The organism is Ectothiorhodospira magna, from assembly GCF_900110965.1.
Classification (GTDB): Bacteria; Pseudomonadota; Gammaproteobacteria; order Ectothiorhodospirales; family Ectothiorhodospiraceae; genus Ectothiorhodospira; species Ectothiorhodospira magna.
Genome location: NZ_FOFO01000011.1, coordinates 1 through 18,621, shown reverse-complemented (window position 1 = coordinate 18,621; position 18,621 = coordinate 1). Strand labels below are relative to the sequence as shown.

Annotated in this window: 18 protein-coding genes and 1 tRNA gene; 16 read left to right on the top strand and 3 right to left on the bottom strand. The window is 60.7% G+C overall.

What is annotated here, in order from left to right:
- Positions 1-45 precede the first annotated feature (45 nt).
- The 4 genes from pyrF to BMX62_RS05760 all read left to right on the top strand — a co-directional run bounded on the left by pyrF (position 46) and on the right by BMX62_RS05760 (position 4,165).
- Positions 46-765: an orotidine-5'-phosphate decarboxylase gene (pyrF, locus tag BMX62_RS05775; RefSeq protein WP_090205750.1), complete on the top strand. Its 720-nt coding sequence runs from the start codon at positions 46-48 to the stop codon at positions 763-765.
- A 110-nt stretch (positions 766-875) separates the two neighbouring features.
- On the top strand, positions 876-1,160 hold the full coding sequence (locus BMX62_RS05770) for a ComEA family DNA-binding protein (protein ID WP_090205746.1): 285 nt from the start codon (positions 876-878) through the stop codon (positions 1,158-1,160).
- 155 nt (positions 1,161-1,315) lie between these two features.
- Entirely contained in the window at positions 1,316-2,203 is an 888-nt protein-coding gene (gene galU / locus BMX62_RS05765; RefSeq protein WP_090205743.1) for a UTP--glucose-1-phosphate uridylyltransferase GalU, read from the top strand.
- A gap of 39 nt (positions 2,204-2,242) precedes the next feature.
- Positions 2,243-4,165 (top strand): hypothetical protein, encoded by a 1,923-nt coding sequence (locus BMX62_RS05760; protein ID WP_238375876.1) that lies wholly within the window; start codon positions 2,243-2,245, stop codon positions 4,163-4,165.
- A 7-nt stretch (positions 4,166-4,172) separates the two neighbouring features.
- Here BMX62_RS05760 and BMX62_RS05755 read toward each other — a convergent pair whose 3' ends face one another.
- The 3 genes from BMX62_RS05755 to BMX62_RS05745 form a co-directional block, all read right to left on the bottom strand.
- Positions 4,173-6,770 (bottom strand): CHASE domain-containing sensor histidine kinase, encoded by a 2,598-nt coding sequence (locus tag BMX62_RS05755; RefSeq protein ID WP_090205736.1) that lies wholly within the window; start codon positions 6,768-6,770, stop codon positions 4,173-4,175.
- Between the two features lie 132 nt (positions 6,771-6,902).
- Positions 6,903-6,978: transfer RNA gene (locus BMX62_RS05750), tRNA-Asn, on the bottom strand.
- 62 nt (positions 6,979-7,040) lie between these two features.
- A complete protein-coding gene (locus BMX62_RS05745) occupies positions 7,041-8,228 on the bottom strand; it encodes a pyridoxal phosphate-dependent aminotransferase (protein WP_090205733.1) in 1,188 nt (395 codons plus the stop codon).
- A 139-nt stretch (positions 8,229-8,367) separates the two neighbouring features.
- Between BMX62_RS05745 and uvrB the strand changes: the two genes are divergently transcribed.
- The 12 genes from uvrB to BMX62_RS05685 all read left to right on the top strand — a co-directional run bounded on the left by uvrB (position 8,368) and on the right by BMX62_RS05685 (position 18,481).
- Positions 8,368-10,359, top strand: a complete 1,992-nt coding sequence (uvrB, locus tag BMX62_RS05740; protein ID WP_090205729.1) for an excinuclease ABC subunit UvrB — start codon at positions 8,368-8,370, stop codon at positions 10,357-10,359.
- On the top strand, positions 10,359-11,315 hold the full coding sequence (locus BMX62_RS05735) for a L,D-transpeptidase family protein (RefSeq protein ID WP_238375875.1): 957 nt from the start codon (positions 10,359-10,361) through the stop codon (positions 11,313-11,315). The genes uvrB and BMX62_RS05735 overlap by 1 nt, the downstream gene beginning before the upstream one ends.
- A 56-nt stretch (positions 11,316-11,371) precedes the next feature.
- Entirely contained in the window at positions 11,372-12,724 is a 1,353-nt protein-coding gene (locus BMX62_RS05730) for a M48 family metalloprotease (RefSeq protein WP_090205726.1), read from the top strand.
- Positions 12,721-13,404: a TVP38/TMEM64 family protein gene (locus tag BMX62_RS05725; protein ID WP_162273506.1), complete on the top strand. Its 684-nt coding sequence runs from the start codon at positions 12,721-12,723 to the stop codon at positions 13,402-13,404. Before BMX62_RS05730 ends, BMX62_RS05725 begins: the two co-directional genes overlap by 4 nt.
- A gap of 110 nt (positions 13,405-13,514) precedes the next feature.
- Positions 13,515-14,090 (top strand): hypothetical protein, encoded by a 576-nt coding sequence (locus BMX62_RS05720; protein ID WP_090205720.1) that lies wholly within the window; start codon positions 13,515-13,517, stop codon positions 14,088-14,090.
- Positions 14,091-14,183: 93 nt separating this feature from the next.
- Entirely contained in the window at positions 14,184-14,900 is a 717-nt protein-coding gene (locus tag BMX62_RS05715) for a DUF3581 domain-containing protein (protein ID WP_090205717.1), read from the top strand.
- Between the two features lie 82 nt (positions 14,901-14,982).
- On the top strand, positions 14,983-15,294 hold the full coding sequence (locus BMX62_RS05710; RefSeq protein WP_090205711.1) for a type II toxin-antitoxin system RelE/ParE family toxin: 312 nt from the start codon (positions 14,983-14,985) through the stop codon (positions 15,292-15,294).
- Positions 15,287-15,574, top strand: coding sequence for a helix-turn-helix domain-containing protein (locus BMX62_RS05705; protein WP_090205708.1), 288 nt, complete (start codon positions 15,287-15,289; stop codon positions 15,572-15,574). Before BMX62_RS05710 ends, BMX62_RS05705 begins: the two co-directional genes overlap by 8 nt.
- Before the next feature lie 39 nt (positions 15,575-15,613).
- Entirely contained in the window at positions 15,614-15,874 is a 261-nt protein-coding gene (locus BMX62_RS05700; protein WP_090205705.1) for a FitA-like ribbon-helix-helix domain-containing protein, read from the top strand.
- A gap of 62 nt (positions 15,875-15,936) precedes the next feature.
- The gene (locus BMX62_RS05695) at positions 15,937-16,320 is read left to right on the top strand and encodes a DUF6394 family protein (protein WP_090205701.1); all 384 of its coding nucleotides are present in this window, start codon (positions 15,937-15,939) and stop codon (positions 16,318-16,320) included.
- Between the two features lie 22 nt (positions 16,321-16,342).
- Positions 16,343-18,070, top strand: coding sequence for a potassium channel family protein (locus BMX62_RS05690; RefSeq protein WP_090205698.1), 1,728 nt, complete (start codon positions 16,343-16,345; stop codon positions 18,068-18,070).
- A 30-nt stretch (positions 18,071-18,100) separates the two neighbouring features.
- Positions 18,101-18,481 (top strand): YajD family HNH nuclease, encoded by a 381-nt coding sequence (locus BMX62_RS05685; RefSeq protein ID WP_090205695.1) that lies wholly within the window; start codon positions 18,101-18,103, stop codon positions 18,479-18,481.
- Positions 18,482-18,621: the final 140 nt, after the last annotated feature.

The window sequence follows — 18,621 nt, the reverse complement described above, 5'->3', positions numbered from 1 at the left end:
GTCGTGGGGCGCGGTCCAATGTGCTAACACGAGGTTTGCCTGGATATGTTTCCAACTACTGCCGGTCCACGGGTGATTGTTGCTCTGGACTATCCCGATGCCGCCGCGGCCCTGGCCCTGGTTTCCCGTCTTGACCCATCACAATGTCGCCTCAAGGTGGGATTTGAACTGTTTGTCAGTGCTGGTCCCGGTCTGGTGGAGCGCCTCCAGACCCTGGGCTTTGAAGTCTTTTTAGACCTTAAATTTCACGACATTCCCAACACGGTGGCCGGTGCTTGCCGGGCAGCGGCCCGGTTGGGGGTATGGATGGTCAATGTCCATGCCAGTGGTGGCCGGCCAATGATGGAGACAGCCCGGGAGGCCCTGGAAGCGGCGACAACCTCGGCGCCCCGGCCCTTGCTGATCGCGGTGACCGTATTGACTTCCATGGATGATGCCGATCTGGCCGGTTGTGGCATCAATCGCCCGGTGACTGATCAGGTCCGGTATCTGGCAACCCTGACCCATGAGGCTGGTCTGGACGGGGTGGTATGTTCCGCCCATGAGGCGGGCGAGTTCAGAGCCGCTTTAGGGGAACAATTTCTGCGGGTGACTCCGGGTATCCGTCCGGCCACGGCGGACCTGGGGGATCAAAAACGGGTCATGACACCCTTCCAGGCACTGACACTGGGGGCCACCCATTTGGTCATGGGTCGCCCCGTGACCCAGGCCCGTGATCCTGGGGCAGTTTTGACGGCGATCAATAGCGAAATCAGTGCGGCTTGAATCGGCAAGACATTTGGGTCATAGTACCCCTGCGGGTACAACGGAGTGCAGGAACATGTTACCCGCGTTTAACCATGGAATGCCAAGGATATCCTCAAGGAGGCAATGGTATGAAAACTCTCATGTCCCTGATCGTGTTCTTCTCCCTGCTGTTCACCGCCGGTAGCGCCTGGGCTATGGGTACCGTGAACGTCAATGAAGCAGATGCCCAGACCATCTCCCGTGCATTGAGCGGTGTGGGGATGGCCAGGGCCGAGGCCATTGTGGCCCATCGGGAGCAGAATGGCCCCTTCACCTCTGTCCATCAACTGACCCAGGTCAGGGGGATCGGTTCGCGCACTGTGGAACAGAACCTGGACCGGATAGTCGTGGGTGCCCAAGGGCAGCAGGAATGACGCCTGCTCATGCCTGATGGTTCAGCCCCCAGGGTTGAACCCGATACCAGCAAGGGGCGGGATTACCGCCCCTTGTTTGTTTGGCAAAATCCCCACCGCCTATACTGATCGTGGCACTGAGTCATCCATTCACTTCGACCGATGAAGACGTGGTTATGCAAAAGAAGATACGTAAGGCGGTTTTTCCCGTGGCGGGAATGGGTACACGTTTCCTGCCTGCCACCAAGGCCAATCCCAAGGAAATGCTGCCGGTGGTGGACAAGCCACTGATCCAGTACGCTGCAGAGGAGGCAGTTGAAGCCGGTATCGACGTGCTGGTGTTTGTTACCGGTCGCAACAAGCGCTCCATTCCCGATCATTTTGACAAAGCCTACGAACTGGAAACCGAGTTGCAGGAGCGCGGCAAGGAAAAAATGCTGGAGATTGTCCGCAACATCCTGCCTTCAGAGATCACCTGTATCTACATTCGTCAGGCCGAGGCCCTGGGTCTGGGACATGCGGTAGGCTGTGCCCGGCCAGTGGTGGGAGATGAACCCTTTGCCGTGATTCTGGCCGATGACCTCATCGACGGCGGTGGACAAGGGGCACTCAAACAGATGGTGGATATCCATGAACAGCATGGTTGCAGCATCCTTGGTGTAGAGGAAGTGCCTCCCACGGAAACCCAGAAATATGGCGTGGTCACACCAGAACCCTTGGCAGAGCGGCTTTGGAACGTCAAGGGTATTGTGGAAAAACCAGCCCCGGAAGTGGCTCCGTCGAATATGGCTGTGGTGGGGCGCTACATTCTCACCCCCCGCATTTTCGATCTGCTGGAGAATACCCCTCAAGGGGCGGGGGGTGAAATCCAGCTCACCGATGCCATTTCCGATCTGCTTAAGGAGCAGCAGGTGCTGGCCCACCGCTTCAATGGTATCCGCTATGACTGCGGCAGCAAGCTTGGCTACTTGCAGGCCACCGTGGAATACGCTCTGAAGCATCCAGAGCTCAAGGACGATTTCCGGGAGTATCTGCTAAAACAGGTTTGCAGTCGCGTGAGTTGACTGTAGGTATCAGGTCACATCATCACAGGTCGGCACAAAGTGCCGCCCGTAACAGGCATCGGTCAGGACGTGAGCTGGTTTAGATTCATGGGGTGGTCTGGCCGTCCCAGGGAAAATGCCGTTTCCCTGGGACGGCGGGATGATGAGCGTTACCAGCGCTGGTCCAGGGCCGTCAAGCGGACACGGGTTTCCCGCAATCTGCTCAATATTGCCTGGACGGCAGGTCCGGTGACGGTACTGGGCCTTTCCGGTGGTTACTACATTGGCTATGGTCGCCCACCTTCCCTGGAACTGGTCACCTATTTTGTCAGCTTTACCGTACTCTCCGGCCTGATTGGTCTGGTGGCCAAGATTGTCTATGACAGTATCCACGGTAGCGCCAAGGAGCAGGCCCGGGTGGATGTCATGGAAGCCATCGACACACTGGGGGATCTGATCCTGGCGGTACGGGATCTGGCCATGGAGGGATTGGAACCGGAAGTCCGTCGCCGTGAGGCCGCTGTGCAGTTGCTGCAACGGGTAGATCTATCCCCCGAAGGGGTGGCTTTTGCCTGTGAGGAACTCACCGGCAATCCGGCCCTGGGGCGCTGGTTGGCCCAGATTGATACCTTCCGCCGGGCCGGCCTGTATTCCCGCATTCGTGATATTCACCAGGAAAAAGGCGAAGAATTCGAGCATATCGTTGCAGATCTTCGCCAGATTGCCCCGGTTGCCGCAGGTATTCTGCGGGAACGCTATCTGGGTCGGGCGCCCCGGCTCCAGTTGGGAGCGCCCCGGGATGAGTTTTTTCTGGAACGGGTGATGGCGGCCATCGAGCAGGATAACTTCCTGTTAATGACCACTGCCGATGTGGAGGCCATGCTGGTGCTGGCCTTTGAGCTGATCAATGGGCGGGAGATCCCCATGTTGATGTTCAGCTATACCGGCAAATGGCGTTTGGCCGGAGCGCTGGACCGGATGGAAGCGGCCCGTAGCCGTTACCGTATCGCCCAGGCGGCTGCCAGTAACCGGATTCGCGCCCTGGCGTCCTGGCTGGTGGAGGCGGATCTACTGCTCTACGAAGCGGTGCCCGAAGGATTGTCTTCCCATCTGCTGGTGGAACGGGTGGTGCTGGCGCTGGATACCCTGGCCGCTCAGGTGGATGATTTGAGCCGGACCGGAGACATGCCAAAGTCCCGTGGGGATCTGCTGCGATTGGCAGAACATCTGGCCACGGCCCTGCGCCTGTATCGCACCGCTCACGAGGCTTTTCAGGAAGTGGGGCGTGTCCATGCAGAACTGCTGCGGGCATCGGAGGCCTGGGAGGCGCTGACTTCCCGGGATCTGGATGCCTCCGAGCAATTGCGGGTAGGACCGGGGCGGCGAGGGCTTCGCATCGTGGAAAAAGTGGTCAGCCTGGACGAGGAAGCCCGTGAATCCGTCTGTCAGCATCTGGTGAAGTATCTCCACGGGGAGCATCTTGAAAAACGGGGGCGCCGGTTTTTCACCCGTAGGGATGGTCGTCGCCGGCCCCTGACCCTGGATGGTGCCAGACAACTGGCGGTGGAAGTGGCTCTGGCCCTGGAACCCCATATCGGTCTGTCCCGACCAGAAGTACAGCGGGGGGTGGGGGCAACCCAGGCCAGTTATTTAGGCAATCTGGAGCCGGGCATGAGTGCCCAGGAAAAACGTATCCTGGGGGAAGCCATGGCCCTGGAGGTGGAGCAGGACATGAGTCGGGCCGCAGAACGTCTGGCCCTGGCCCTGGTGAAGCATTACCGGGTCAGGCTGACGGACGCTGCCCGTCACTTTCTCATCGAGACCTACGGTGCCCGCCCGCAGGTACTGGGCATGATTTCCCAAAGCCACGTGGAAGAGATGCCCCGAATCAGTTTACTCAGTCTGCGTCCGCCCCTGGTACCCAGCCCCCGGCGTCACTGGTATCGGGGGCTGGTCAGGGCGCGCCGTCTGCTGGCAGACTGACGGGCGCTCAGGCCCTGTCCACGGCGCCGGGCCGTGCTGCTTCCGGGGCTGATTCTTCCTGGGGTTCGGCCATCGGCAATTCAATCCAGAAGATGCTGCCCTGGGGTTTGTGGTGCGTGGCACCAATGTGGCCGTGCATCAGTTCTACCAGATGCCTGCAAATGGCCAGGCCGATGCCGGTGCCCTTGATTTCGGGGGCTTCCCTTTCATGGAGCCGGATAAAGGACTGGAACAAGGTATCGATGCGTTCCGGCGGAATTCCGCGCCCGGAGTCTGTCACCCTGATGTGGACGGTGCCCTGGGTTCGGTCTGCTTCGGCGTGAAGCCAGACTTCCCCTTGCGGTATGTTGTATTTGATGGCATTGGACAAAAGATTCAGCACAACCTGCTTGAGCCGCAAGGGATCTGCCTGAACATACAACCGGGTCGCTTGGGTTCGATGCAGCCGCACCTGATGCTCTGCAGCCAGAGGGACCATCAGAGCGGCACATTCATCAAACAGGCTGTCCAGACTCTGGGGTGACAGGCTGATCTGGATTCTGCCTGCTTCGATTCGTGACAGATCGAGAATTTCGTCGATGAGTCGCAGCAAATGCCGTCCCGCGTGGAGAATTTCCAGAACATTCTCCCGCTGTTCCTCATTGAGTTCCGGGTCTGCTTCCAGAAGCTGGGAAAATCCCAGTACCCCATTCAGGGGCGTGCGCAGCTCATGGCTCATGCGTGAAAGAAATTCGGATTTGGCCTGATTGGCCTTTTCCGCCTGGGCACGACTGGCTTCCAGTTCACGGGTACGCAGTTCCACCAACCGGTCCACGGACAGTTGCCGTGAGCGCAGCATGAAGGCCATGAAGGCCGCCAGCAGGCTCATGATCGACCCCAGCAGCCCCACGGCCCAGGTACCATAGACAGGATGGTCGTCAAAGAAATCCTTTCTGGGGATGGCCACCAGAGCATGGGTCTGATCAAACTCCAGCAGGGGATAGGCCCGCTGGAAAGGGCTGCTGACCAGGTTGATCCGCAGATTTTCCATTTCGCTGCCCCTGTTCAGGGAGACAGCTTGATGGGGCAAAAAGTTGGGGGTTTCGACAGGCGCGGGGGCGCTTTCTTCCAGGCCGTTGTGGGTACCCGGATGACGGGCCACTACCGTGGGGCTGTTATCTCCATCCAGGGCCACCAGTTGCAGCAGCATCTGCGCACCTTGAACATCGTGCATGCCCATGACCCGTTCCAGGGCATCCTGAAACAGCAGGGCAGCGGCCACCAATCCCTTGGCCGTCAGGTCGCCATCCATCATGGGTTCAGTCCGTGTCTCCACCCGCTTGAAGATCAGGCTGCCCCGGTCATCAGGGGCCTGATCCTGGAACAGCAGGGGTACAGGCGGGGTACCGATGACCCGGCCAGTGCTGACAGCCCGCATCAGGGCAATGCGGTGATGTCGCTGGGACCCCATATCAAATCCCAGGGTGGACCAGCCCTTGCCGGGCGGTTCGATATACAGTGCCGGGTAGTGGATTTTGAGGGAATCTTCCGGCACCAGCCGGATGCCGCCGAGCGGATCGTATTCATACAGCCGAAATCCGGTGAGGCCATCCGCCTGGGCTTCCCATTCCATAAAGGGCCGGGTCTCCGGGGTGACCACCGGTACCCACATGTAGGCCTGCAGGGGCGAGCGCTGGATCAAGGGCCGGACATAATCACTAAAGTCCATGCGCCCCTGGGCGCCGTGTACTTCCATGAATCGGGCCAGGGTATGCAGATCGTCCGAGGCCCGTTGCATCACTTCCCGTAGCCGCTGGGCATGCTGGGACGCCTGTCGTTCAAAGCTTCTTTCCTGTTCCTGCAGACCAATCTGCTGCGCCAACAGGGTGCCCAGACCCGTGAGCATCAAACCAATGAGCAAGGTGACCAGAAACACGATCCCGGCCCCCTGCTCCTCCTGTTGATTCCGGGAGGGACCAAGGACCCGCAGGATGATCACGGCAAAGAGGGCCACCAGCAGGATTGCGGCGATCAGTCCAGGCAGAAAGGTCTGACGCAGAAACTGATTCCAGACTGCTGCCGGAATCTCCACCTTGACGATCAGCAGCACCTCTCCGGTGCGGGGATGAAGAATGGGTGCCAGAGCGCGGGCATGATGACCGTAGCCATTGTCATGCTTGCCGCTGAACAGGGGTTGCCCGGTATTGAGCACCGTATCCAGGCTCTGGGTCCTGGCCTCATAGGGCTGGCCCTGCAGGGTGTTGTCATGGCTGCCGGGGCCGAACAAAAACGCGCCATCCCGGGGGATGAGGGTGAAAATCCGCAGATGTTCATACAACGATGAAAAGCCTTCCAACTGCCGTTTGACCGCATCCGGGGTTGGCGCCCGCTGCTGGAGATCGGTTTGGGCCAGGGTTTCGGCATCTTCCCATCCCAGGGCTGCAGCCAGTTGAGTGGCCTGATCGAGCAGTCGTTCCTTGAGGCTGTGGGCGGTGATGTTCACTTGCCACAGGGTCAGGGCCAGCACCAGCACCACCAGGGCGGTTCCGGCCAGTCCCAGGGACAGGGCTACCCCTGACTTTTGTGAGAGCCAATCCGTGGTAGAAGGTGGCTTGGAGTGTTCCATGGGTGGAGTCCCGTTGCAAAGCGCGACCTGAATACCCGACAAGCCCCAATCTGGCTGGCGTTACCCAGCGGAAGGGTATGCCTTGGGCACGAAAAAAGAGGCCAGAATAACCTCTGGCCTCTTTCTCTGTTTTGGCTCCCCGGGACGGGCTCGAACCGCCGACCTAGTGATTAACAGTCACCCGCTCTACCGACTGAGCTACCGGGGAATTGCTTGGAAGCCCGGCATAATACGGGTTCCCCCGGGCTTCGTCAACACCTTTTGTGAAGTTTATTTGCCTTCCACCGCACGGGCGATTCTTTCCACCGCCTGCTTGAGATTATCCATGCTGGTGGCAAAGGAAATGCGCACGTGACCGTCGGTGCCGAAGGCGGAACCGGGCACCAGGGCCACGCCCACCTTGTCCAGCAGGTACTCGGAGAACTTCACGTCGCTGTCCATGCCCAGCTTCTCCATCGCACCCTTGACGCAGGGGAAGACATAGAACGTGCCGTCGGAGGGCAGGCATTCCACACCGGGGATGGCGTTCAGGGCTGCCACCAGATAGTCATGGCGCTGCTCGAAAGCCTTGCACATCTCGGCCACGCAGCTCTGGTCGCCGTTGAGGGCGGCCTCGGCGGCCTCCTGGGCGATGGAGGTGGGGTTGGAGGTGCTCTGGGACTGGATCTTCTTCATGGCGGAGATCAGGGCCTTGGGGCCGCCGGCATAGCCGATCCGCCAGCCGGTCATGGCATAGGCCTTGGAGACGCCATTGAGCACGATGGTGCGGTCATACAGTGCCGGGCAGGCCATGAGGATGTTCACAAAGGGCACGCCCCGGAACATCATGTGCTCGTACATGTCGTCGGTGGCCACCAGCACATGGGGATGCCGCAACAGCACTTCACCCAGGGCGGCCAGTTCCTCGCGGCTGTAGGCCACGCCGGTGGGGTTGGAGGGGCTGTTGATCACCACCAGGCGGGTGCGGGGGGTGATGGCGGCTTCCAGTTGCTGGGGGGTCATCTTGAACCCCTGGGACTGATCGGCGGAAACGATCACCGGCTGGCCATCGGCCAGCAGCACCATGTCCGGGTAGGAAACCCAGTAGGGCGCGGGGATGATGACTTCATCGCCTTCGTTGAGCAGGGCCTGGGCCAGGTTGAAGAAACTCTGTTTACCGCCACAGGAGACCAGAATCTGGTCAGGCTGGAATTCGTGTCCGTTGTCACGCTTGAATTTATCAATGATGGCCTGCTTCAGGCCGGGAGTGCCATCCACCGGGGTATAGCGGGTCTTGTTGTTATGGATGGCGGCAATGCCGGCTTCCTTGATGGGGTCCGGGGTATGAAAATCCGGCTCGCCGGCTCCCAGGCCGATCACGTCCCGGCCCTGGGCGCGCAGTTGGGCAGCCAGGGCGGTCACGGCCAGGGTGGGGGAGGGTTTGATGCGCTGAACGCGGGAAGAGAGCTTGATGTCCAAGGCGATGTCCAGGGAATGGGGGTGTATGGATGGGGTGCACCATGGGCACACCCGGTGGAGGCGTGCAAGGGCGCGTACAGGAAAGACACGCCGAGTCGATGTAGGATGATACTTAAACCTGGTTGATAAGATAAGCCCAATGGACGCCTGTTTTCAGCTCAAAACCCCATACCGTCCCGCCGGTGACCAGCCTGCTGCCATTGACCGTTTGCTGGAGGGGCTGACCTCCGGGCTGGCCCATCAGACCCTGTTGGGGGTGACCGGCTCGGGCAAGACCTTCACCATTGCCAATGTCATCCAGCACACCCAGCGCCCGGCCCTCATTCTTGCCCCCAACAAGACCCTGGCGGCCCAGCTTTACGGGGAGATGAAGGGATTTTTTCCGGACAATGCGGTGGAATATTTTGTCTCCTACTACGACTATTACCAGCCAGAAGCCTATGTCCCGGCCTCGGATACCTTCATCGAAAAGGATTCGGCCATCAACGACCACATCGAGCAGATGCGCCTGTCTGCCACCCGTGCCCTGCTGGAGCGGCGTGATGTTGTCATCGTGGCCAGTGTGTCCGCCATCTATGGCCTGGGAGATCCCCGGGCCTATCTGCAGATGGTGTTGCATCTCAAGCGGGGGGATGTGATCGACCAGCGCCAGATTCTGCGTCGGCTGGCAGAGTTGCAGTACACCCGCAACGATCTGGACCTCCGGCGGGGCACCTACCGGGTGCGGGGGGAGGTGATTGACATTCACCCGGCAGAATCAGACCGGGAAGCGGTGCGTATCGAACTGTTCGACGAAGAAATCGAACGACTCTCCTACTTTGACCCGCTCACCGGGGAAGTGCTGCGCCGGGTGCCGCGCCTGACCCTCTATCCCAAAACCCACTACGCCACCCCTCGGGAAACCCTGCTGGCCGCCGCCGAACGGATCAAGGAGGAACTGCGTCAGCGTCTGAACGTGTTACACCAGGGGGATCAACGGCTGGAGGCCCAGCGTCTGGAACAGCGCACCCGGTTTGATCTGGAGATGATGCTGGAGCTGGGCTACTGTTCGGGGATCGAAAATTACTCCCGCTATCTGTCTGGCCGCAATGCGGGGGAACCCCCGCCCTGTTTTCTGGATTACCTGCCCGATGATGCCATTTTGGTCATCGATGAAAGCCACGTTACCGTGCCCCAGTTGGGGGCCATGTACAAGGGAGACCGCTCCCGCAAGGAGACGCTGGTGCAATACGGCTTCCGGCTGCCATCGGCCCTGGATAACCGGCCACTGCGTTTTGAGGAGTTTGAGGCCCTGTCTCCCCAGACCATTTTCGTCTCCGCCACCCCCGGCCCCTACGAACAGGAGAAAGCCGGCCAGGTGGTCGAGCAGGTGGTGCGCCCCACCGGACTGGTAGACCCGGAAGTGGAGGTGCGTCCTGCCGCGACCCAGGTGGATGATGTACTGTCAGAAATCCGCCTGCGGGTGCAGGCCAACGAGCGGGTGCTGATCACCACCCTGACCAAGCGCATGGCCGAGGCCCTTACCGAGTACCTGGGGGAACACGAGGTTCGGGTGCGCTACCTGCACTCGGATATTGACACTGTAGAGCGGGTGGAAATCATACGGGATCTGCGTCTGGGAGCATTCGACGTGCTGGTGGGGATCAACCTGTTGCGGGAAGGGCTGGACATGCCGGAGGTGTCCCTGGTGGCGATCCTGGACGCGGACAAGGAAGGCTTTCTGCGTTCGGAGCGTTCCCTGATCCAGACCATTGGCCGGGCGGCCCGCAATCTCAATGGCAAGGCCATCCTGTATGCAGATACCATCACCGGATCCATGAAGCGGGCCATGGATGAAACGGCCCGGCGCCGGGAAAAACAGACGGCCTATAACCGGCTGCATGGCATCATTCCCCGAGGGGTGCAAAGACCCATTGCCGATATTATGGAAGGGGCCCATGCCCCCGTTGACAAGGTGGCTGAGGACAAGGCCGGTTATGGCCGGTTATCGCCTCGGGAGGCCCTCAAAGCCATCAATCGCCTGGAGGCGCAGATGCTGGAACATGCCCGTAATCTGGAATTTGAAGACGCCGCCCGCCTGCGGGATCAGGTGGCCCGTCTGCGAGAAGAGATGCTGGAGGTGACTTCGTGATGCCGTCCAAACTCCGGTACATTCTGGGTCTGCTGGGGATCGGGGCGTGGAGCCTGTCCGCTGGTCTTGGGGCAACCACCCTGCCCCTGCAACCGGCATCCGATCTGGTGGGGGCGTTACGCCATGTGGAAGCCCGCTACGAGGATACCCTGATCGACATTGCCCGCAGCCATCAGGTGGGATTTGAAGCCATCCGTAACGCCAATCCACATCTGAACACCTGGATTCCCGGTGCCGGATCCAAGGTATTGCTGCCATTGCAGTTTGTATTACCCGATGCTCCCCGCCGGGACATCATTATCAACCTGCCGGAGATGCGGCTGTACTATTTTACTTCCGACGGCCAGCAGGTACTGACCTACCCCGTCAGCATTGGGCGCATGGACTGGAATACCCCCCTGGGCACCCTCAGAATCACGGAAAAACGGGAAAATCCCACCTGGACTCCGCCTCAATCGGTTCGGGAGTCTTACGCGGCCCAGGGCAAAACCCTGCCGGCGGTGGTCCCTGCGGGGCCGGATAATCCCTTGGGGGCGTTTGCCATGCGCCTGAGTCGTCCCAGTTATCTGATCCACGGCACCAACTGGGCCACCGGTATCGGCCTGCGGGCGACCCACGGCTGTATTCGCATGGACAATGATGATATCCGCACCCTCTATGGACACGTGTCCCTGGGCACTGCTGTCCGCATCATCAATCAACCCTTCAAGGTGGGCTGGCAGGGGGATACCCTGTATCTGGAGGCCCATCCACCCCTGGAAGAATTCAGGGCAGATCATAGTCTCACCCCGGCGGTGGAGCGGGTGATGGCCGTGGTGGGGGAGACACCGGCCCAGGTAGACTGGGCCCAGGTACGAAAAGTGGCCCAGGCCGCCACCGGAGTCCCCAGCCCCATTGGCCACCGTCGGGAACCCTCCATCGCCACCGAATCCACCGATGCCTCACCGGCACCCTGAGGCTGTTCACGGTTGCTGATTTGCCAACAGTTGCCCCAAAACCCAAGGAGCTTGCCATGGGCCGCCATCCTGGTCATCGCATTTTTCAGCGCCGCATGACCCGGCGCGATTTTCTCTGGCTGATGTCCGCCAGCACCGCAGGCGCGGTGGTGCTGCCCGCCCTCAAGGGGTGCGCCGTCGATCCTGTCACCGGTCAGCAGCGACTCATGCTCATGTCCGAGCAGGAGGAGATCGCCGTGGACCGGCAGCATTCTCCTCACCAGTTTTCCAATGACTATGGATTGTTGCGGGACAATCGCGTCAACAATTATGTGACCCAGGTGGGGCAGTCCGTTGCCCAGGTCTCCCATCGTCCCCACATGCCCTATTCCTTCAATGTGGTCAATGCCAACTATATCAATGCCTACACCTTCCCCGGCGGCACCATGGCCTGCACCCGGGGCATCATGGTGGAGATGGAGGACGAAGCCGCCCTGGCGGCCCTGCTGGGCCATGAAACCGGTCATGTCAACGCCCGGCATACCGCTCGGCGCCAGACCACGGGTATCGTCGCCGCTGTGGTCCTGGGGGGTGTGGGGATTGCCGCGGCCCAGTCTGATCGCCTGTCTGGTTACAGCAACCTGATCTATGCAGTCACCGCCGTGGGCGCCACCGCCCTGCTGGCCCATTACAGCCGGGAGAATGAGCGGGAGGCCGATGCCCTGGGTCTGGAGTACATGTCCAGTGCGGGCCAGAATCCCCAGGGCATGGTGGATCTGATGGACATGCTGCGGGGCATGTCGGATCGTCAGCCCAATGCCCTGGAGACCATGTTCTCTACCCATCCCATGAGCCAGGAACGGTTCGACACGGCCCAGCGGGAGGCCCGTTCCCGCTATTCCGCCGATCTCAACCGTAATGTGGGTCGGGAGCGTTACATGGACAACATCGCCTCATTGCGGCGCATCAAGCCAGCCATCAAGGAACAGCAGGCGGGGGAGGCCCGTATGGCCCGGGAGCAGTATCCCCAGGCAGAGCGGCATTTTGCCACGGCCCTGCGTCAGGTGCCCGATGACTATCCGGGGCTGTTGCTGATGTCCAAGGCCAAGACCGCCCAGGGCCAGCACCGGGAGGCAGAACGCTATTTGCAGCAGGCCCGTCGTGTCTATCCCGATGAAGGGCAGGCCATTCATCTAAGTGGCATCAACCAGTTGGCCCAGAACCGACCGGATGTGGCTCTGAGTCATTTTCAGCGTTATGAGCGGATTTTGCCGGGTAATCCCAACACTGTATTCCTGCAGGGCGTGGCCCACGAGAACATGCAGAACCGTCAGGCGGCGGCGCAGCAATATCAGCGTTATATCCAGATGGCGGGGACGCAGACCCAACAGGGCCGCTATGCTGCCGAGCGACTGCAGAGCTGGCGTTGAAAACCACCCCCCGTTTTTGGCTGGCCTTGCTCCCGGTGATCATAGGTTTGGGTCTGGCTTTCTGGCAGCCCATTTCCCTGGATGCCCTGCTGGATTTTGGTCATCAGGCCGGCGCCCATCCTCTGGTGGCCGTGGGGCTGGTGCTGTTACAGGCCCTGTTGCTGGCCCTGGCACTCCCCGGCACCCTGATACTCTGGGTGGTGGCCCCGATTTATCCCCCGCTGATCGCTGCCGGTCTGCTCACTGCCGGCAGTGTGCTGGGGGCTTTGGGCGCCTACGAAATTTCCCGGCACCTGCGTGGCCGTCGTCCAGCGGAAGTGGCGACGGGCCGTGTGGTCAACTTGCTTCGGGAGCGGGGGGATTTTCTCACTCAGCTGGTGCTGCGGATTGTGCCGGGATTTCCCCATTCCGTGATCAATTATGGGGCTGGCATGTTGGGCTTGCCCCTGTTGCCGTTTCTGGCCGCTGCTACTTTGGGATTGGCGGTCAAGTGGATGGTCTATGCGGCGGCGGTTCATGCCCTGGTGGAAGTGGGTACCGGGGCAGAAGAGTTCGGCCTGGATGCGCTGGTGCCGCTGGTAGGGCTGGCCCTGTTCCTGGCTGTGGGCGCCGGGGTGCGTCATGCCCTCCAGACCCGTCGTGCCCGGCTTGATGAGACCTCAGGGCAGGGGGGATTATGAAGGTTGTCTATTGACAGAATGTCCGGCGCGGAAGCCCCTGAGTTCAGTCGGGGGAGGAGGCGCCGCCTCCAGACTTGATTCATAGATATATTTTGTCTATATTTAGTGCCATGAAACTGACCTTGCAAATACAACTTCTGCCCACGCCAGAACACGCTCAAGCGCTTGAGGCAACGATGGGCGCCTTCAACGCGGCGGCTGACTGGCTGGCGGGAGAGGCGTTTGCCAGGAAGACGGCCAACAAGATTGCCCTGCAAAAACTTTACTACCACGCTTTGAGGGCGCGCTTTGGTCTGTCGGCGCAAATGGCCGTGCGCTGTATTGCTCAGATGTGCGAAGCCTATAAGCGGGACAAGACAAAACGCCCACGCTTTGGCGAGTTTGCAAGTATACCCTATGACCAGCGCCTGATGAGTTTCAAGGGCGTGGATCGGGTGTCGCTGCTGACGCTGACCGGACGTATCGTGGTGCCTTTCGTCATGGGTCAGTATCAAAAAGAACGCTTTACCAACGCCAAGGGCCAGTGCGACCTCGTTCGCCGCAAGGACGGCAAGTGGTTTTTGCTTGTGACCGTAGATCTGCCAGATGGAACACAAATGCCGACGACCGACTTTATCGGCGTGGACCTGAGCGTGATCAATCTTGCCACGGATAGGGACGGGGATCGTGGAACAACCGTTCTGTAATACCTGCGCACATCCATTCGTGCCTTTTTGCCGCCCCGGCTTGGTACACTACGTCCCCTCAAAAAACACCCGTCAGGCCAGAGAGGATCACCGGTGCCCAGCTATCTTGATGAATTTCATGCCGTCGACAACGGTCTGGTGTACGTCACGCCCGCACAGGCCAGCCGCTTCGCCAAGGAAGTGGCCGGTGATTTCAACCCGATCCACAACCCTGACGCCAAGCGCTTCTGCGTCCCCGGTGATCTGCTGTTCTGCCTGGTGCTGGCCCGCTATGGAGTGAGCGCCCGCATGGCCTTCAGCTTCACCAACATGGTGGGTGCCGGCGTCGGCCTGCATTTCCCCGCCACCGACGACGCCACCCTGGAGATCACCGACGGCGGCGAGCGGGTCTATCTCAGGGTGGAGCGGGACGGCGAGGTATCCCGGGACGGCGCCCTGCTGGAAGGGCTGACAAAACAGTACGCCGCCTTCTCCGGGCAGAACTTCCCCCATGTGATGGTGCCCCTGATGAAGGCCCAGGGTGTCATGGTCAATCCCCAGCGCCCGCTGGTGTTCTACGAGAGCATGGCCCTGGAATTCACCCGCCTGCCCGCCGAGGCACCAAACTTGAGCTTCACCAACGCCACCATGGCGGTGAACGGCAAGCGCGGCGACGTGGTGCTGGAGTTTGCCCTCACCGCCTCCGGCGAACAGGTGGGCACCGGCCGCAAGAAACTGGTCATCTCCGGCCTGCGCCCCTTCGAACAGGACGTGGTGGACGACCTGGTCAGCCAGTATGACGGCTGGAAGGCGGTCTATTCCGCCCGCTGAACACCGGGCGGTGAGCTCGGGGAGGGCGAGGATACCGGCCCTGTGGCTTGACGAAAGTACGGCATTGCCGTAGATTGCGGAAATGCTATTCATCGAAACGTCGACATTCACCAAACTGGTATCACACTACCTCACGGATGAGGATTACGGGAGTCTTCAAACGTATCTTTTACATCAGCCGGATGCGGGTGATCTCATCAAGGGCTCTGGTGGCGTTCGCAAGGTTCGATGGGCACAAGCGGGATCGGGAAAGAGTGGTGGTATAAGGATAATTTATTATTGGAAAAAATCCGATCACGAGATATGGATGCTCACACTTTATAGCAAGTCAGAGCGAGCCAGCATTCCTGGCCATATGCTCAAGCAGATTGCGGAGGCAATTAAAAATGAGTAACAGAAACCTGGGCGCGGAGATCCTTGACGGTATTCATGAAATCAAACAGTTCAAGAAGGGTGAACTCAGTCTGTGCACTCGTGAACTTTCACAACCGTCCCCACCCAAGGTCATTCGGCTGAAATTGAAAATGTCGCAATCAGCGTTTGCCGGTCTCATGGGTGTCAGTGTACGAACGCTTCAGGACTGGGAACAAGGCCGACGGGAACCACAAGGCCCGGCGGTTGCACTGTTGCGCATTGCTGAGCAGCGCCCGGAAGTCTTCTCTCAGCTTCATTGACAATGCTGTCATTGATGCCCTGACATGAGGAGCGATGAGATGGCCACCGTGACCGTAAGAAACCTGCCAGATGAAGTGCATCGTGCGATTCGCGTGCGGGCCGCCCATCATGGCCGCAGCACCGAAGCGGAAATCCGCGCCATTCTTGAAGGCGTGGCCCGGCCGCCCGAGCGGGTGAAGCTCGGTTCCCTGCTGGCCTCCGTCGCCCGTGAGGCAGGCGGCCTGAGCGATGCCAAAGCCGAAGGGGTCCAGCAAATTCGCGACAAGACCCCGGCTGAGCCGATGGGTTTTGAACATTGATCGTTCTCGATACCAACGTCATTTCCGAGTTCCGGCACCCAATCCCACCACACCGGTGAACCATGTCCCTGGAAAAAGTCGTCTTCAGCTTCTTCATCCTTCTGGCCCTGACCCTGAACTTCGGTTTTGTCCTGGGGGAGTTCGACAACCCGGATCATCACCACAGCTTTGAGCTGCTGGCGGTGATCGTGGTGAACCTCATCGCCACCGTGCTCAAGTTCGGGGACCGTACCCAGACCGGGGCGTTGCTGCTGGCCAGTTCGCTGGTGGCGGTGCTGCAGTTGCTGGCCGCCGGGGTGGTGTGGGCCTATGCGGCCCATGTCAGCGCCACGGGCATGGATTCGGTGATGATGGCCAGCATCGTTTCCCTGGCGGCGGGCGCCCTGCTGGCCAATGTGGTGTCGGTGGTCCTGATCATCATCGACACCGTGAATCTGCGCCGCTGACCCGGCGCCAGGTTGATACCCCATGGACAAGGTCATCTTCCTGTTCCTGCGGCGCATGCGCACCCCGTTGCTGGTGCTGATCGGGGCGTACACGGTGTCCGGCGTGGGTCTGCTGCTGATCCCGGGAGTGGATGACCAGGGCGAACCCTGGCGCATGAGCATCTTTCACGCCTTCTACTTTCTCAGCTATACCGCCACCACCACCGGTTTTGGCGAGGTGCCCTACGCCTTCACCGATGCCCAGCGGATGTGGGTCACCTTCAGCATCTATCTCACCATCGTCGCCTGGCTCTATGCCATCGGCAAGATCCTGACCCTGGTTCAGGACCCGGCCTTCAAGCAGGCCCTGAGTTCCCAGGCCCTCGACCGGGCCGTGCGGCGCATGAAGGACCCGTTCTACATCGTCTGTGGCCACGGGGACACCGGCTCCATGCTGGTGCGGGCCATGGTGCGGCGGGGGCGTCATGGGGTGGTGATCGACTACGACCCGGATCGCATCAATGACCTGGAACTGGCGGACCTGACCCTGCATGTGCCGGGGCTGTTGGGGGATGCCAGTGTCTCCCGGCACCTCAAGGCCGCGGGGCTGCAGCATCCCCTGTGCCAGGGGGTGGTGGCCCTGACCGACGACGAGGAAGCCAATCTCAAGATCGCCATCACCAGCAAGCTGCTCAATCCGGAACTGCCGGTGATCTGTCGCGCCCATACCCGGTCCACCGAGGACAATATGGCCTCCTTCGGCACCGATCACGTCATCAACCCCTTCGATGCCTTCGGTGAGCGTCTCGGGCTGGCCCTGTACTCACCGGGGTTGTACCTGTTGCGGGAATGGCTGACCAGCGTACCCGGCGCCCCCCTGCGGGAACCGGTGTATCCCCCCAGGGGTACCTGGGTTCTGGTGGGGTTCGGGCGTTTTGGCAAGGCGGTGCGGCGGGCCCTGGTGGCCCATGGACTGGGCACGGTGGTGATCGAGATCGACCCGGCTCGGGCCGGGTGCGATGGCCCCTGCGTGGAGGGACGCGGCACCGAGGCGGACACCCTGAAGCTGGCGGGCATCGAGCAGGCCGTGGGGCTGGTGGCCGGGACGGAGCAGGACACCAACAACCTGTCGGTGATCATGACGGCCCGGGATATCAAGCCGGACCTGTTCATGGTGGCCCGCCAGAATCATTGCGACAATCAGGATCTGTTCGACGCGGCACGGCCGTCCCTGGTCATGCGCCCCAGCGAGATGATCGTGGAATCCATTCTGGCCCATCTGGGCAACCCCCTGCTGGCCCGTTTTCTGGAACTGAGCCTGGGCCGGGGAGAGTCCTGGGCCAATGAACTCCTCAGCCGGATCAGCGGGGTGACGGATGATCGGGTACCCGAAGTCTGGCGGGTCCATGTCACGGCCAAGGGAGCGCCAGCCCTGCACGCACTGATCCGTGAAGGCCATTCGGTGACCGTGGGGCGGCTGCTGGAGGCCGGTCAGGCCCGTTATGCGATTCTCAACTGTGTACCCCTGATGCTGTGTCGGGAAGACGGTGAGGACATGTTGACGCCGGGGGATGACATCCTGGTCAAGTCCGGGGATCGGCTCCTGCTCTGTGGCCGCGCCAGAGCGGCGGATCATCTGTATCATCTGTTGCGGGATCACCGCGCCCTGCGCTATCTGGTGACCGGGGACAATCGCCCGGATGGCTGGATCTGGCGTATGCTGGGCATGGGGCGACCCGAGCCAGCGATTGGCGCGGATCGGGAGCGCTGAGCAGAATATTTTCGTGTTTCGAGGTGTGAGATGGTGTCCAATTCATCGTCCAGACAGCGTCTGGATCAAATCGTGGCCAACAGCCACAAGGAGCAGGCGGCGCGGGAGCAGGGTTACCGGGCCAAGGCGCTGAAAATGTATCCCTGGGTGTGTGGCCGATGCGGGCGTACCTTCGATCACGGCAACGTCCGTGAGTTGACGGTGCATCATCGGGATCACAATCACGACAACAATCCCCAGGATGGCTCCAACTGGGAGTTGCTGTGCGTGTACTGCCACGATAACGAGCATCAACGCCTGACCGAGGCCATGTCCGGTCATGGGGGTGGGGCGGGTGCCGGGGGCACGGGCAAGGAAGCCACCCATAACCCCTTCGCGGCCCTGGGGGATCTGCTCAAGGGCAAGGACTAAGGCACGCTCCAGCGGTTGACCGGGTGCGGTTCCCGGCGTAGTTTTTCAGCAAAAACCCGCGTGAACCCTCGCCCACTCGGGCGGGGAGGTCAGCGGGGGCCGCGCAAGCGGCCCTATTTTTGTGTCTTCTGCCCCTGAAC

Excerpts from the sequence above, each read along its gene's own strand:
- pyrF (WP_090205750.1), top strand. The coding sequence starts at position 46 with ATGTTTCCAACTACTGCCGGTCCACGGGTGATTGTTGCTCTGGACTAT.
- BMX62_RS05770 (WP_090205746.1), top strand. The coding sequence starts at position 876 with ATGAAAACTCTCATGTCCCTGATCGTGTTCTTCTCCCTGCTGTTCACC.
- galU (WP_090205743.1), top strand. The coding sequence starts at position 1,316 with ATGCAAAAGAAGATACGTAAGGCGGTTTTTCCCGTGGCGGGAATGGGT.
- BMX62_RS05755 (WP_090205736.1), bottom strand. The coding sequence starts at position 6,770 with ATGGAACACTCCAAGCCACCTTCTACCACGGATTGGCTCTCACAAAAG.
- uvrB (WP_090205729.1), top strand. The coding sequence starts at position 8,368 with ATGGACGCCTGTTTTCAGCTCAAAACCCCATACCGTCCCGCCGGTGAC.
- BMX62_RS05735 (WP_238375875.1), top strand. The coding sequence starts at position 10,359 with ATGCCGTCCAAACTCCGGTACATTCTGGGTCTGCTGGGGATCGGGGCG.
- BMX62_RS05730 (WP_090205726.1), top strand. The coding sequence starts at position 11,372 with ATGGGCCGCCATCCTGGTCATCGCATTTTTCAGCGCCGCATGACCCGG.
- BMX62_RS05720 (WP_090205720.1), top strand. The coding sequence starts at position 13,515 with ATGAAACTGACCTTGCAAATACAACTTCTGCCCACGCCAGAACACGCT.
- BMX62_RS05710 (WP_090205711.1), top strand. The coding sequence starts at position 14,983 with ATGCTATTCATCGAAACGTCGACATTCACCAAACTGGTATCACACTAC.
- BMX62_RS05705 (WP_090205708.1), top strand. The coding sequence starts at position 15,287 with ATGAGTAACAGAAACCTGGGCGCGGAGATCCTTGACGGTATTCATGAA.
- BMX62_RS05700 (WP_090205705.1), top strand. The coding sequence starts at position 15,614 with ATGGCCACCGTGACCGTAAGAAACCTGCCAGATGAAGTGCATCGTGCG.
- BMX62_RS05695 (WP_090205701.1), top strand. The coding sequence starts at position 15,937 with ATGTCCCTGGAAAAAGTCGTCTTCAGCTTCTTCATCCTTCTGGCCCTG.
- BMX62_RS05690 (WP_090205698.1), top strand. The coding sequence starts at position 16,343 with ATGGACAAGGTCATCTTCCTGTTCCTGCGGCGCATGCGCACCCCGTTG.
- BMX62_RS05685 (WP_090205695.1), top strand. The coding sequence starts at position 18,101 with ATGGTGTCCAATTCATCGTCCAGACAGCGTCTGGATCAAATCGTGGCC.